14 protein-coding genes and 1 tRNA gene are annotated in these 13757 nt (G+C 73.7%); 10 read left to right on the plus strand and 5 right to left on the minus strand.

Annotated features, from left to right (window positions below; translation table 11 throughout):
• The 7 genes from QL983_RS11450 to ilvA form a co-directional block, all read left to right on the plus strand.
• On the plus strand, positions 1–1598 hold a 1598-nt coding region (locus tag QL983_RS11450; RefSeq protein ID WP_356768029.1), incomplete at its 5' end, for a DUF501 domain-containing protein.
• Between the two features lie 53 nt (positions 1599–1651).
• Positions 1652–3067, plus strand: coding sequence for an FAD-dependent oxidoreductase (locus QL983_RS06785; protein ID WP_063189016.1), 1416 nt, complete (start codon positions 1652–1654; stop codon positions 3065–3067).
• 91 nt (positions 3068–3158) lie between these two features.
• A tRNA-Leu gene (locus QL983_RS06790) sits at positions 3159–3235 on the plus strand.
• Positions 3236–3419: 184 nt separating this feature from the next.
• Complete coding sequence (locus QL983_RS06795; protein ID WP_036384970.1) at positions 3420–4295, plus strand: Bax inhibitor-1/YccA family protein; 876 nt, start codon at positions 3420–3422, stop codon at positions 4293–4295.
• 121 nt (positions 4296–4416) lie between these two features.
• Positions 4417–5388: an aldose 1-epimerase family protein gene (locus QL983_RS06800; protein WP_063189020.1), complete on the plus strand. Its 972-nt coding sequence runs from the start codon at positions 4417–4419 to the stop codon at positions 5386–5388.
• A complete protein-coding gene (locus QL983_RS06805; RefSeq protein WP_041102929.1) occupies positions 5385–6602 on the plus strand; it encodes an AI-2E family transporter in 1218 nt (405 codons plus the stop codon). The genes QL983_RS06800 and QL983_RS06805 overlap by 4 nt, the downstream gene beginning before the upstream one ends.
• Positions 6602–7933, plus strand: a complete 1332-nt coding sequence (gene ilvA / locus QL983_RS06810; protein WP_041102931.1) for a threonine ammonia-lyase — start codon at positions 6602–6604, stop codon at positions 7931–7933. Before QL983_RS06805 ends, ilvA begins: the two co-directional genes overlap by 1 nt.
• A 10-nt stretch (positions 7934–7943) precedes the next feature.
• Here the strand turns inward: ilvA and QL983_RS06815 are convergent, their stop codons facing one another.
• The 3 genes from QL983_RS06815 to QL983_RS06825 all read right to left on the minus strand — a co-directional run bounded on the left by QL983_RS06815 (position 7944) and on the right by QL983_RS06825 (position 9878).
• Positions 7944–8582 (minus strand): GPP34 family phosphoprotein, encoded by a 639-nt coding sequence (locus QL983_RS06815; protein WP_144879236.1) that lies wholly within the window; start codon positions 8580–8582, stop codon positions 7944–7946.
• A 96-nt stretch (positions 8583–8678) separates the two neighbouring features.
• On the minus strand, positions 8679–9173 hold the full coding sequence (gene greA, locus QL983_RS06820; protein WP_002856531.1) for a transcription elongation factor GreA: 495 nt from the start codon (positions 9171–9173) through the stop codon (positions 8679–8681).
• 258 nt (positions 9174–9431) lie between these two features.
• Positions 9432–9878, minus strand: a complete 447-nt coding sequence (locus QL983_RS06825; RefSeq protein WP_002856530.1) for a DUF4307 domain-containing protein — start codon at positions 9876–9878, stop codon at positions 9432–9434.
• Positions 9879–9993: 115 nt separating this feature from the next.
• Here QL983_RS06825 and mca point away from each other — a divergent pair, with 115 nt between their 5' ends.
• Positions 9994–10986, plus strand: coding sequence for a mycothiol conjugate amidase Mca (mca, locus tag QL983_RS06830; RefSeq protein WP_095347542.1), 993 nt, complete (start codon positions 9994–9996; stop codon positions 10984–10986).
• Positions 10987–11034: 48 nt separating this feature from the next.
• Positions 11035–11439, plus strand: a complete 405-nt coding sequence (locus tag QL983_RS06835; RefSeq protein ID WP_036384966.1) for a hypothetical protein — start codon at positions 11035–11037, stop codon at positions 11437–11439.
• Between the two features lie 156 nt (positions 11440–11595).
• Here the strand turns inward: QL983_RS06835 and QL983_RS06840 are convergent, their stop codons facing one another.
• A complete protein-coding gene (locus QL983_RS06840; RefSeq protein ID WP_102708597.1) occupies positions 11596–12315 on the minus strand; it encodes a hemolysin III family protein in 720 nt (239 codons plus the stop codon).
• A 103-nt stretch (positions 12316–12418) separates the two neighbouring features.
• Here QL983_RS06840 and QL983_RS06845 point away from each other — a divergent pair, with 103 nt between their 5' ends.
• A complete protein-coding gene (locus tag QL983_RS06845; RefSeq protein WP_041105013.1) occupies positions 12419–13192 on the plus strand; it encodes an isoprenyl transferase in 774 nt (257 codons plus the stop codon).
• Here the strand turns inward: QL983_RS06845 and QL983_RS06850 are convergent.
• A partial coding sequence (locus QL983_RS06850) for a rhomboid family intramembrane serine protease (protein ID WP_290151986.1) occupies positions 13171–13757 on the minus strand: 587 nt, incomplete at its 5' end. The genes QL983_RS06845 and QL983_RS06850 overlap by 22 nt on opposite strands.

Genomic DNA, 13757 nt, shown 5'->3' on the forward strand with positions numbered 1-13757 from the left:
TGACCGTCAGCCCCCGCCCCGCCCAGGACCGCACCGTCACCGAGAAGGACCTGGACACCCTGTCCCGCCAGCTCGGCCGCCCGGTCCGGGACGTCGTGGAGATCGGCGCCCGCTGCGTGTGCGGCAACCCCCTCGTGGCCACCACCGCGCCGCGCCTCTCCAACGGCATCCCGTTCCCCACGACCTTCTACCTGACGCACCCCGTGCTGACGGCGGCGGTCTCGCGCGTGGAGGCGGACGGGGAGATGGCGCGCATGAACGACCGCCTCGCCCAGGACCCCGCGCTCGCGGCCGCGCACCGCGCGGCGCACGAGGCCTACATCGCCGAGCGGGACCGGGTCGGGGCCGAGGCCGGCACGGGGCCCGTCCCGGAGATCGCCGGGGTCTCGGCCGGCGGCATGCCCGAGCGCGTGAAGTGCCTGCACGCCCTCGTGGGCCACGCGCTCGCGGCCGGGCCGGGGGTGAACCCGCTCGGGGACGAGGCGATCGCCCTGGTGGCCCCGTGGTGGACGCCCGAGGTCTGCGCGTGCGAGGGCGCGTGGGACGAGGCCGCGGCGGTGCCCACGAAGGACCTCTCCCGGCACGTGAAGCACCTCGAGCGCGTCGCCGCGCTGAAGGAGGTGACGGTGGCCGGCGTGGACTGCGGCACGAACTCCATCCGCCTGCTGATCTCCCGGCCGGCCGGGACGGACGAGACCACCGGCGCCGGGGCCGACCCGACGGCGCCGCTGGCCGACGTCGTGCGCGAGATGCGCGTGGTGCGCCTGGGCGAGGGCGTGGACGCCACCGGCGCGTTCTCCGACGCCGCGCTGGAGCGCACCTTCGCGGCGGTGGACGAGTACGCCCGCCTGGTCCAGCGCCACCACGCCGGCCGGGTCCGGTTCGTGGCCACCTCCGCCAGCCGGGACGTCTCCAACCGGGCCGCGTTCGTCGACGGCGTCCGGGAGCGGCTCGGCGTCGAGCCGGAGGTCGTCTCGGGCGCCGAGGAGGCCGCCCTGTCCTTCGCGGGCGCCGTCTCCGCCGTCGAGACCGCGGACCTGGGCCCGGAGGACCTCGTGCTCGTCGTGGACCTCGGCGGCGGCTCCACCGAGCTGGTCGTCGGCACGCCCGCGGGCGAGGTCGTGGGCGCGGTCAGCCTGGACATGGGCTGCGTGCGGTTCACCGAGCGTCATCTGCGCTCCGACCCCCCGACGTCGGACGAGGTCGCCGCGGCCCGCGCGGACGCCCGCCGCCTCCTCGACGACGCCGCCGCCCGCCTGCCGCTGGAACGCGTGGCCCGCGTGGTCGGCGTGGCCGGCTCGGTGACCACCGTGACCGCCGAGGCCCTCGGGCTCAGCACGTACGAGCCCGAGGCCATCCACGGCGCGCGTCTGCCGATCGCGGAGTTCCGCGCGGCGGCGGAGGGCCTCGTGGCCGCGACCCGGGCCGAGCGCTCCGAGCGGGGGTTCATGCACCCGGGACGGGTGGACGTGATCGGCGCGGGCGCGCTGCTGTGGAGCACCGTCCTGGAGCGGGTGGCCGAGGTCGCGGGCGTCACCGAGGCCTGGGCGAGCGAGCACGACATCCTGGACGGGATCGTGCTCTCGCTGCGGTCCTGACCACGACGGCGGAGAGTGGAGGGGCCGGGCCCGTGCGTGCGTAGACTGGCGGTATGTCTCTCACTCCTGAACTGTCTCCCAAGCCGCGCCTGCTGATCGTCGGCGGCGGCTACGCCGGGTTCCATGTCGCCCGCGAGCTGCAGAAGAAGGTCGCCGAGCGCGGCGGCGTCGTGACCGTCGTCGACCCCCGCCCGTACATGACGTACTACCCGTTCCTGCCCGAGGTCGTGGGCGGCCACATCGAGGGCCGCCACGTGAACGTGGACCTGCAGACGCACCTCAAGGACGCCGAGGTCGTCCGCGGCGCCGTCGTGTCCGTGGACCACGCCGGCCGCACCGCCGTGGTGCGCGGCGAGGGCGGCGACGAGTTCGAGATCCCGTACCAGGACATCGTGATGACCGCGGGCGCCGTGACCCGCGTGTTCCCGATCCCGGGTCTGGGCGAGCAGGGCATCGGTCTGCGCTCGGTCGAGGAGGCCGTCCAGCTGCGCAACCAGATCCTGGAGCGCCTGGACGCCGGTTCCCTGATGACGGACGCCGAGGAGCGCAAGCGTGCCCTGACCTTCGTGGTGGTGGGCGGCGGCTTCGCCGGGATCGAGGCCATCGCGGAGATGGAGAACCTCATCCGCAACGCCGTGGAGCGCAACGAGCGCCTCTCCCAGTCGGAGATCCGGATCGTCCTCGTCGAGGCCATGGGCCGCATCATGCCCGAGGTCTCCGAGGAGCAGGCCCAGGGCGTGGTGGAGCATCTGAAGTCCCGCGGCGTCGAGGTCCTGCTGAACACCTCGCTGGGCGACGCCACGGACGGCGTCATGAAGCTCGTGGCCATGCCCTCCAAGGAGGAGGCGGAGACCTTCGCGGCGGACACCCTCGTGTGGTGCGCCGGCGTGGTGGCCAACTCCGTGGTCAAGAGCACCGACTTCCCGGTGGACGACCGCGGCCGCGTGGAGGCCACCCCCACCCTGCAGATCAAGGACGGCGAGGCCGGCGCGCTCGAGGGTGCGTGGGCCTGCGGCGACGTCTCCGCCGTGCCGGACCTGACCGGGGCCGGCCCGGGCGGCTTCTGCGTCCCGAACGCCCAGCACGCCATCCGTCAGGCCAAGCGTCTGGCCGCCAACTACATGGCCGTGCGCCACGGCGAGGGCGAGGTGCAGGAGTACGTGCACAAGTCCCTGGGCACCGTGGCGGGGCTGGGCTTCGGCCGCGGCGTGGGCAACCCGCTGGGCACCAAGATCGCCGGCATCCCGGCGTTCCTGGCCCACCGCGGCTACCACGGCTACGCGATGCCCACCCTGGAGCGGAAGTTCCGCATCCTGTCCGGCTGGGTCGCCGAGACCCTGTTCGGCCGTGACTCCACCTCGGTGGCGGGCCTGGACACCCCGTTCAACCCGTTCCGCCGCGCCGCGGGCGTCGAGCTCGAGCCCGGCCGCTTCGAGCGGCAGCGGGCCCTCGAGTCCTCGAAGGGCTGATCCCGCAGCCAGCGGGCCGCCGGCCCCGTCCGAGCGCATCGGGCGGGGCCGGCGTCGTCCGCACCCGGGCCCGCGTCCACGGGCCCGCCACGCCCCCGTGGCCCAACTGGCAGAGGCGGCCGACTTAAAATCGGCGTGTTGCGGGTTCGAGTCCCGCCGGGGGCACCACGCGTCTCCCCGCGCGCCTCGCTTCTGCGCCCACCGTGAACAGCCCGTGAACCGGCGCGGATCCACGCTCCGACCCCGCGCGCGGACACAGACCTCCCGATAGGATCGTGCTGAACCCCGGGGCACGAACGCGGCTCACTGCGGCGGCGTGCGACCGGGCCGACTCGACCCGAAGGAGTGAGCCGTGGCGAATCCGGTCATGAACTCTCAGAACTTCCAGCAGCAGATGCAGGGCGGCGGACAGGCGCAGCCCGGTTGGTACCAGGGCGGGCAGCAGTCCGCGCAGTCCCCGTACGGCCAGCAGCAGAGCCCGTACGGCCAGGCCCAGGCGTTCGGCGCCGGCCAGGCGGCCCAGCAGTACGCGCACCAGCAGTCCATGGAGGACGCCTTCCGCGCGCCCTCCGCCGGCCCGGAGCAGACCGGCCGGATGACCTTCAACGACGTCGTCGGCAAGACCGGCCTGATGCTCGTGCTCGTCGTGGTGGCGGGCGCCGTGGGCTGGTTCTCGCCGGGCCTGATGATTATCGGCGCGATCGCCGGCCTCGTGCTGGGCCTGGTCAACGCGTTCAAGCGCGAGCCCTCGCCCGTGCTGATCATGGCCTACGCCGTGGCGCAGGGCCTGTTCCTGGGCGGCATCTCGGCGTTCTTCGAGGGCGCCTACCCGGGCATCGTGGTGCAGGCCGTGCTCGGCACCTTCTCCGTGTTCGCGGTGATGCTGGCGCTCTACACCTCGGGCAAGTTCCGCCCGACCCCGCGCATGACGAAGATCGTCATGGGCGCCATGATCGGCTACCTCGTCTTCATGCTCGTCAACCTGGTCCTCACCTGGACCGGCATCGGCAACATGCGTGAGGGCGGCCTGGGCCTGATCATCGGCGCGATCGCCGTGCTGCTCGCCGCGTACTCGCTGACGATGGACTTCGAGATGGCCGCCGTGGGCGTGAAGAACGGCGCCCCGCAGAAGTACTCCTGGTCCGTGGCCTTCGGCCTGACCGTGACCCTGATCTGGCTGTACATCGAGATCCTGCGCATCGTCGCCATCCTGCGCGGCAACGACTGACCGGCGCCCCGTCCCCGCACGGAGACCCGCACCGCCGCCCCGGTCCTGCACAGGGCCGGGGCGGTCTGCGTCCGCGAGGGCGTAGATTGAGGGGGTCCCTCGCCGCCACTCAGGAGGTCCCGTGACCGAGACCAGCGACCTGCCCGCCTTCGGGGCTCCGGACGCCACCGGCACCCAGCACCGCCTGCACCGCGGGTCCGCGGAGGCCGTCGTCGTCGGCCTGGCCGGTGCCCTGCGCAGGTACCGCGTGGGCGGCGTGGACCTGACCGAGCCGTACGGCCAGGACGTGGTCCCGCCCGCCGCCAACGGCATCCAGATGAGCCCGTGGCCGAACCGCGTCGCCGGCGCCCGCTGGATCCTGGACGGCGTCGAGCAGCGCCTGGACGTCACCGAACCCGCGCGCGGCCACGCCAGCCACGGCCTGCTGCGCAACACCCACTTCGTCACCGAGACGTTCTCCGCCCACGCGGTGACCCTGCGCGGTGAGATCCACCCCCAGCACGGCTGGCCGTTCCGGCTCACCCACCGCGTCACGTACGAGCTCGAGGCGGACGGCGGCCTCACCGTCACCGCCGAGGTGCAGAACCACACGGACGCCACCGTGCCCGTGGCGGTCGGCTCCCACCCGTTCCTGCGCATCGGGGACGTCCCGACGGCGGAGCTGAGCCTGCGCGTGCCCGCGGACGCCTGGATCCGCACGGGGGAGGACCTCATCCCCGTGGAGACCCTGCCGGTGGACGGCACCGAGCTGGACTTCCGCCGCGGCCGGGCCGTGGGCGAGGCCGCCCTGGACGTGTGCCTCACCGGCCTGACCCCGGACGCCGACGGCCGGCACCGCCAGACCCTGCTCGCCGCGGACGGCCGCGCCGTGACCCTGTGGTCCGACCACGCGTTCGCCTACACCCACGTCTTCGTCACGGACCGGCTGCCCGGCCGTGACACGGCGCTCGCGGTGGAGCCGCTCACCGCTCCCGCGGACGCCCTGAACTCGGGGGAGGGCCTGCACCGGCTCGCCCCGCACGCCCGCTGGAGCGTCCAGTGGGGTCTGACCCCCCATGTCCCCGACCACCCACACGAGGAGGATCGCGCGTGAGCTCGACCCTGGCGGCCCAGACCAAGATCGACAAGGACGTGCCCTACGGGCTGACGGTGGCCGCGGCCTGGTCCTGGCGGCTGGTGGCCGTCGTCATCGGCATCGGCGTCGTGGTGTACCTGCTGGGCTTCGTGAGCCTCGTGGTGATCCCGATCCTCGTGGCCGCGCTGCTGGCCACCCTGCTGGCCCCGGTGTTCCAGGCGATGCGGCGCATCAAGGTGCCGGGCGTCGCGGCCGCCCTGCTGTGCGTGCTGCTGTTGGTCGTCGTCGTGGTGGGCCTCATGGGGCTCGCCGGTCAGCAGATCGTCCAGGGCTTCGCCGAACTGGGCGGCCAGCTGGGCCAGGCCGTCGACGACGCGATCGCCTGGCTGGCCGGCGTGGGCGTGGAGATCCCCCGTTCCGGTGCCGGGCTGGAGGGCCTGTGGCAGACGCTGCGGGACAACTCCGCCACGCTCATGAACAGCGCCGTCTCGTTCGGCTCCACGGCCGTCAACATCGGTGCGGGCCTGTTCATCGCCCTGTTCTCCCTGATCTTCTTCCTCTACGACGGCGACCGCATCTGGCGCTTCCTGCTGATCTTCGTGCCGAAGGCGCACCGGGCCACCGTGGGCCGCGCGGGCCGCTCGGGCTGGCAGTCGCTCGGCTCCTACGTGCGGGTCCAGATCTTCGTGGCGTTCATCGACGCCGTCGGCATCGGCATCGGTGCCCTGATCCTGGGCGTGCCGCTGGCCATCCCGTTGGCCGTGCTCGTGTTCCTGGCCTCGTTCATCCCGATGATCGGCGCCACCCTGACCGGCGCGATGGCGGTGCTCCTGGCACTGATGTCCAACGGCCTGGTCAACGCGCTGCTCATGCTGGGCGTGGTGCTGCTCGTGCAGCAGATCGAGTCGAACGTCCTGCAGCCGCTCGTGATGGGCAAGGCCGTCGCGCTGCACCCGCTGGCCGTGTTCCTGGCCGTCGCCGCCGGCTCCACCGTCCTCGGTCTGGCGGGCGCCGTGTTCGCCGTGCCGGTGCTGGCCTTCGTGAACAGCTTCGTCCGCGCCCTCACCGCCGACACCCCCGAGGAGCTCACGGAGCGGACGGGCCACGCCCTCGAACCGGGCGGCGCGGAGGACGAGACGGCCGGCTCCCACCGGTACCGCCCCTCGGCGCACGACGACGCCGCCCTCGCCTCCGAGGCCGACGCGGGCACCCGGCACGGGGACGACGCCTGATGGGCGCGGCGCAGGCCACGGACACCCCGGACCGGACCGTCCCGACGCCGTCGCCCCGGTGGGTGCGGCCCGCCGGCGGCCCGCCGGCCCCGGCGGAGCTGCCCGTCACCCTCGGGGAGATCGAGCGGGCGCGCGAGACGCTGCGCGGGATCGCCGAGCTCTCCCCGCTGCAGCACTCCCGGGCGCTCTCCCGTGCCGTGGGCACGGACGTGCACCTGAAGTGCGAGAACCTGCAGCGGGCCGGCTCGTTCAAGGTCCGCGGCGCCTACGTGCGGATGGCGCAGCTGAGCGAGGAGGAGCGCGGCCGCGGCGTCGTGGCCGCCTCGGCCGGCAACCACGCCCAGGGCGTCGCCCTCGCGGCCGCCAAGCTCGGCATCCGCGCCCGCATCTTCATGCCGCACGGCGTGGCCCTGCCCAAGCTGCAGGCCACCCGGGACCACGGCGCCGAGGTCGTCCTGCACGGCTCCACCGTGGACGAGTCCCTCGCCGAGGCGCAGCGGTGGGCCACGGAGACCGGTGCCGTGTTCATCCCGCCGTTCGACGACCCGGCCGTCATCGCGGGCCAGGGCACCGTCGGCCTCGAGATCCTCGACGTGCTGCCGGACGTGGACACCGTGATCATGGGCATCGGCGGCGGGGGGCTCATCGCCGGCACGGCCGTGGCCCTCAAGGAGGCCGCCCGGCGTCGGGGGCGCACGGTGCGCGTCATCGGCGTGCAGGCGGCCACCGCCGCCGCGTTCCCCGGCTCCCTCGAGGAGGGCCGCGTCCAGGTGCTGGAGAGCGTGTCCACCATCGCGGACGGCATCGCCGTCGGCAGGCCCGGGGCCCTGCCGCTGCGGATCGCCGCCGAGCTGGTGGACGCCGTCGTGACCGTCACGGACGACGAGATCGCCGCGGCCCTCGTCCACCTCCTCGAGCGCTCCAAGCTCGTCGTGGAGCCGGCGGGCGCCGTCGGGGTGGCCGCCCTGCTGGCGGGCCGCACGGCGGACCTGGGCTTCGAGCTCGGCACCACCGCCGTGATCCTCTCCGGCGGGAACATCGACCCGATGCTCATGCTGAAGTCCATCCAGGCCGGACTGTCGGCCGCGGGGCGCTACATGACCGTGCGCATCCCGCTGCGGGACCGCCCGGGCGAGCTGGCCACGATCTCACGGATCATCGCGGACACGGACGCCAACGTGGTGCGCGTGGACCACACCCGCGTCGGCCCGGACCTGTCCATGGGCGGCGTGCACATCACGATCGACATGGAGACCCGCGGCACCGAGCACTCCGCCCAGGTGCTGGAGGCGTTGCGCGCGGCCGGCTACAGCCCGGCCCCGCTGCCCTGACCGGGCCGGCTCAGGCCACGGAGCCGGCGGCGGCCGCGGTGACGGTGCCACAGGTCCCGCCCACCGCGCGGCGCACGGCCTGGACCAGGAGGTCCTCGCGCGTCAGCGTCTCGATGCGGCGGACCATCTCGCGGCGGTCGTAGCGCTCGCGGACGCCCGGCAGCAGGCGTCGGGCCAGGTTGAGGTGCTGCAGCACGCCGAGCAGGAGCACGTCCTCGTCGGAGGGCTCGGCCTCGTCCAGGACCACGGCGGTCAGGTGCGCGAGCAGTTCGGCGCGCTCGGTGCCGCGGGGGACGTGCCGGGTGGCCAGGAAGGCCTTGCGCTCGGTGAGGCGACCGGTCTCGGTCAGATGGGCGACGACGGCCTTGCGCAGATCCGGCTTCCCGGCCGCCACGGTGGACACGAGCGGTCGGCCGGCCAGGGCGTCGACCTGTCCGAGGGAGGAGTCCAGGACGGGGTCGCCGGTGGTGCCGGCCGCGGTCACGAGCACGCGGGCCCGGTCCACGGGGACGTCCTCGAGGGTCACGATCCCGGCGGAGCGGTGGTCGGCCAGCGCGGCGGCCGCAAGGGCCACGCGGTGGTGGGAGGGGCTCTCGGAGAGCCCGTCCTCGCGGGTGAGCAGCAGGTGCGCCTTCTCGACGGTCAGCATGGGGCCAGAGTAGCAACGGGGGCGCGGTGGGACCCGGGACGGACGACGGCCGCGGCCCCTCGAGGGGACCGCGGCCGTCGTCGGAGTCGGGGTCGGTCAGCCGGAGTAGGGCTGGACGTCCTTGACCTCGACCTTGATGTCCTTGCCGTTCGGGGCGGTGTAGGAGACCTTGTCGCCCTTCTTGGCACCGTTGATGGCCTCGCCGAGCGGGGAGCGCTCGGAGTAGACCTCGAGCGACTCGTCGTCCGCGGCGATCTCGCGGTTGCCGAAGAGGAACGTCATCTCGTCGCCGGCGACGACGGCGGTCACCACGGTGCCCGGGTGCACGGCGCCGTCGTTCTCGGCGGCCTCGCCCACGCGGGCGGTCTCGAGCAGGTGCTTCAGCTCGGCGATGCGGCCCTCGTTCTTCGACTGCTCCTCGCGGGCGGCGTGGTAGCCGCCGTTCTCCTTGAGGTCGCCCTCATCGCGGGCGGCCTCGATGCGCTCGATGATCTCCTGACGGCCGGGACCGGAGATGTGCTCGAGCTCCTTGGAGAGGCGATCGTACGCCTCCTGGGTCAGCCACGGGGCGTCGGACTGGCTGGTGGTCATGCTCTGTTCCGCCTTTCTGTCTCGGGTGATGCGGAGTCCGGGGCGCGGCACACCGGGTCCGGCGCGCGATCCGCGTCCGGCGGACGCGCCCGCATGCGAAAGACCCCGCCGATCAGGAGGACGCGCGTGCCCCGAGGGCTCCGTGCGACGCCTGCCTGACTCACCGGCGGGGCGGGAATGCTCCGAGGAGTCTATCCGGGCGGTGTTCGTCACACCAAAGGCGGCCGCTACGCCGAGGGCGGAGCGGGCCGGGAGGGTTCAGACCTTGCGGCAGGTCTCGACGACGCCGGAGTCGCCCCGCACCACGGTGCGCACGTCCACGGTGTAGCGCTGCTGCGCGTCCGAGGGGGAGTCCCGCCGGTCGGCCGGCAGGGTCTCCAGGCGGACGGTGCGGAAGCCGACGGGGGCGGCGTGGGAGTCGGTGACGAGCACATCGCACTCGGCCTGCACGCCCTCCGGGACGGAGGCCTGGAAGGTGACGGTCGCGTGGCCGTCGTCCTCGATGGTGAAGCCGACGTCCTTGTACTCGATGGCGCCCACGGACATGTTCAGGCCGATCCACACGGACAGCAGCACGGCCACGACCAGCCCGAGCCCGCCGAGGCCCGCCCACAGCCGACGACGGCCCGGACGCGTGTGGTCCGTGCCGTACCGGTTGGCTAATGTGGGGTCCTGCGCGCGGACCGCGGGGGCGTGGTGAGACATCCCCTCCACCCTAGCCGCTGCCCGCCGCCGGAGGCCGATGACGACGTCGGCCTGGACCCCTCACGCCGCCGCCCCCGCGGCGGCCCCGCCATCCGGACAGGAGTGTGCGATCCACGTGACCGATCAGACCCCCCAGGCCCAGCCCGCCGCAGGCACCGCCCTGCCGCCCTCCACCGGGCTGCGTCTCATGGCGGTGCACGCCCACCCGGACGACGAGTCCTCGAAGGGGGCCGGCACGATGGCCGCCTACGCGGCGGCCGGGGCCGAGGTCATGGTCGTCACGTGCACCGGCGGCGAGGCCGGCACCCTGCTCAACCCGTCGTTCGGGGACACCACCCGGGCGGACCGGGACATCGCGGCCGTGCGCCGCGAGGAGATGGCCGAGGCCGCGGGCATCCTCGGCATCCGGCACGCCTGGCTCGGCTTCCTCGACTCGGGCCTGCCCGAGGGGGATCCGCTGCCCGCCCTCCCGGCGAACTGCTTCGCCGAGGTCCCGCTCCAGGATGCGGCGACCCCGCTGATCTCGCTCGTGCGCCGGTTCCGCCCGCACGTGCTCATCTCCTACGACGAGGTCGGCGGCTACCCGCATCCGGACCACCTGCAGGCCCACGCCGTGACGATGGAGGCCTACCGGGCCGCCGGCCTCGCGGACAAGTACCCCGAGGCCGGGCCCGCGTGGGAGGTCTCGAAGGTCTACTACGACTGCGGGTTCAACCCGCGGAAGTTCCGCACGATGGCCGCGGTGGCCGAGGCCGACGGCGAGGACGTGCCGTTCGCCCGACGCCTGATGATGTTCGATGCGATGGACGCGATGCGCGAGGTGCTGCGCCGCCGTGAAGCCGGGGAGGACGTGCCCGACCCGGAGGTCATCCCGCCGTGGGTCACCGCAGACCACGACGTCACCACGCAGGTGGACGTCACCGGCTTCCTCGACGAGCGCGACGCCGCCCTGCGGGCGCACCGCACGCAGATCGACCCCGACGGCATGTTCTTCGACGCGCCCCACGACCTGCAGCGGCGCGCCTGGCCGTGGGAGGACTTCGCGCTGATCGACTCGCGCGTGCCCTCCGAGCTGCCGGAGCACGACCTCTTCGCCGGCCTGCGCTGAGCCGCCCCGGCTCGGGCCGAGCGGCCGGGGCCGGTAGAGTGGGGCGGCGTGACACCCCTGTCTGGCCTTCCCCTCGTCCTCACCGCGCTCGCGGCCGCGAGCCCCGCGCCGGTGCCCGCCGTCCCGGAGCCGACGCTGCGCCCCGGGCTCGAGGAGGCGGAGGTCACCCCCGGCATCGAGGGGTTCCTGTTCACCGCGCTCATGGTGGTCATGGCGATCATCGTCCTCCGCGTCATGGTCCGCTCGGTGCGCCGCGTCCAGCAGCGTTCCCCGGAGGCCGAGGCCATGCTCGTGGAGCGCCATCAGCAGCACCTGCCGGACGAGGTCCGCGCGGGCGGCGAGCACCTGGACGCGGACTCCGAGGACCGGCTGCGCCGCCTGCAGGAGAAGTACCCCGGGTACCTCCAGGAGCCGGCCCCGGAGCCCCAGGCCCCGGACACCGGACGCGACTGACCGTCGTCGGGCCCGTGCACGCCCGAGACTCGACGCCGGAGACTCCACGCCCGAACCCTTGAGGCCCGCAGACGCGCCGCTACGGCATGACCGTAGCGGCGCGTCTGCGGGCCTCGGCGCTGCCCGGCGGGGCGCAGACCCCCGTCGCCGACACGCTCAGGCGACGACGAGCACCGCCCGGTAGATGGCGACGGCGTGGCACACGAAGCCGGCCACCGTGAAGGCGTGGAACAGCTCGTGGAAGCCGAACCACTCGCGGTGGATCGTGGGGGCCTGCAGCGCGTAGAAGACCGCGCCCGTGATGTACGCGATCCCACCGGCCACGATCAGCCACCCCGCCGCCGCATCCGCGGCGAAGAAGTCGCCCAGGTAGAGCAGCGCCGCCAGCCCGAGCACCACGTACACCGGCGTGTAGAGCCAGCGCGGCGCGTCCGTCCACAGCACCCGGAACGCGACGCCGGCCACGGCCCCCACCCACACCAGGGTGAGCAGCACACGCGCCCGGTCCGGAGGCAGCAGGGCCAGGGAGAGCGGCGTGTAGGTGCCGGCGATGACCAGCATGATGTTCGTGTGGTCCAGCCGCTTGAGGACACGGGAGACCACCTCGTTCCACTGCACCAGGTGGTACGTCGCCGAGACCGCGAACAGCAGCAGGCCCGTCACGGCGTAGACCGCGCTGGCCCACCGCAGCGTTGCGGTCGGCGCGAGCACGATGAGCACGATGCCGGCCGCGAGCGTCAGCGGCGCCATGACCGCGTGGATCCAGCCGCGCAGTCGGGGCTTGTACAGCGGATGGTCGGGGTCGCGGACGCGCTCGACGCGCCAGCGCAGGCGGCGGGTGGCGTCGGCGTCGCGGAGGGGTGTCACAGGGTCCATGCGTCCATTGTCGCCGGTCGGGTCGGGGCCCGTGCGGGATGGTCGCTGTGTGCCGCGCGCGTATCCTGGAGGCTCGCAGGACCGTCCGAGAGGGGAGCGCGCCGTGGGTCGACCCGAGGCCTTCTACCGCCTGTACGAGCGGCGGCTGACGCGCGGCCTGGACCCGGAGCGGCTGCCCCGGCACATCGGCGTGCTGGTGGACGGCAACCGTCGCTGGGCCCGCGCGTTCGGGGCGTCCACGCAGCAGGGCCACCAGGCCGGCGCCGAGCGCATCCTCGACTTCATCGGCTGGTGCGACGAGGCCGGCATCCCCGTGGTCACGCTCTACATGCTCTCCACCGAGAACCTGCGGCGCCCGGCGGAGGAGCTCGCCCCGCTCCTGGAGATCATCCAGACGACGGCGGAGCGCCTCGCCCAGCCGGCCGAGGGCCGCGCCCCCGTCTGCGTGCAGCCGGTCGGCGCGGTGGACCTGCTCCCCGAGCCCATGGCGCGACGGCTCGCCGAGGTCGCCGAGCAGACCAAGGGCCACGACGGCGTGCACGTGAACGTGGCCGTGGGCTACGGGGGCCGCCAGGAGATCCTCGACGCCGTGCGCGAGCTGCTGCGGGACGAGCACGCCCTGGGCCACAGCGCGGCGGAGGTGGCCGAGTCCGTCACCGTCGAGCAGATCGCGGACCGGCTCTACACGCGCGGCCAGCCGGACCCGGACCTGGTCATCCGCACGTCCGGGGAGCAGCGGCTCTCCGGGTTCCTGCTCTGGCAGTCCGCGTACTCGGAGTTCTACTTCTGCGAGGCCATGTGGCCCGCGTTCCGCAAGGTCGACTTCCTGCGTGCCCTGCGCGACTACGGCAGCCGTCAGCGCCGGTTCGGCACCTGACGGTCGGCGCGGCCCCACCACAGGCCCAGCAGCACCCCGACGACGGCCCCGGCCAGGTGGCCGGTCCACGAGATGCCGGGTGCCGGCAGCAGGCCGATCAGGCTCGAGCCCAGGTGCGTGAGCGCGACGAGCACGGAGACGACGACCGCCCCGATCCGCCGCACCGCGATCCCGTAGACGATCAGGAACGCGATCAGCACGTACACGATCCCGGAGGCGCCGATGTGCACGCCCGGGGTGCCGATCACCCAGGTCAGCAGGCCCGAGCCCAGCCAGGCGCAGACGAGCAGGGCCACCGGCCGACGCGAGACCAGGGCGGCCAGCGGACCGAGGACGAGCAGCGCCGTCGTGTTGCCGATCAGGTGGGCCCAGCCGGCGTGCAGCACGGGGGAGAACAGGACCCCGTCGAGGCCGTCGAGGCGTCGGGGGATCAGGCCCACGCCGGGGATGATCACCCGGCCGAGGAAGATCAGCACGACCTGCGCGACCCACATGGCCGCGATCAGCACGGCGGTGGGCGCGACGGCGCCCAGCAGGCGGCCGCCGGCGTCCCGACGGCCGCCCG

The organism is Micrococcus sp. APC 4021, assembly GCF_030407635.1.
Lineage (GTDB): Bacteria > Actinomycetota > Actinomycetes > Actinomycetales > Micrococcaceae > Micrococcus > Micrococcus luteus.

Excerpts from the sequence above, each read along its gene's own strand:
- QL983_RS06840 (WP_102708597.1), bottom strand. The coding sequence starts at position 12,315 with ATGGACCCTGTGACACCCCTCCGCGACGCCGACGCCACCCGCCGCCTG.
- QL983_RS06785 (WP_063189016.1), top strand. The coding sequence starts at position 1,652 with ATGTCTCTCACTCCTGAACTGTCTCCCAAGCCGCGCCTGCTGATCGTC.
- QL983_RS06815 (WP_144879236.1), bottom strand. The coding sequence starts at position 8,582 with ATGCTGACCGTCGAGAAGGCGCACCTGCTGCTCACCCGCGAGGACGGG.
- QL983_RS06825 (WP_002856530.1), bottom strand. The coding sequence starts at position 9,878 with ATGTCTCACCACGCCCCCGCGGTCCGCGCGCAGGACCCCACATTAGCC.
- ilvA (WP_041102931.1), top strand. The coding sequence starts at position 6,602 with ATGGGCGCGGCGCAGGCCACGGACACCCCGGACCGGACCGTCCCGACG.
- greA (WP_002856531.1), bottom strand. The coding sequence starts at position 9,173 with ATGACCACCAGCCAGTCCGACGCCCCGTGGCTGACCCAGGAGGCGTAC.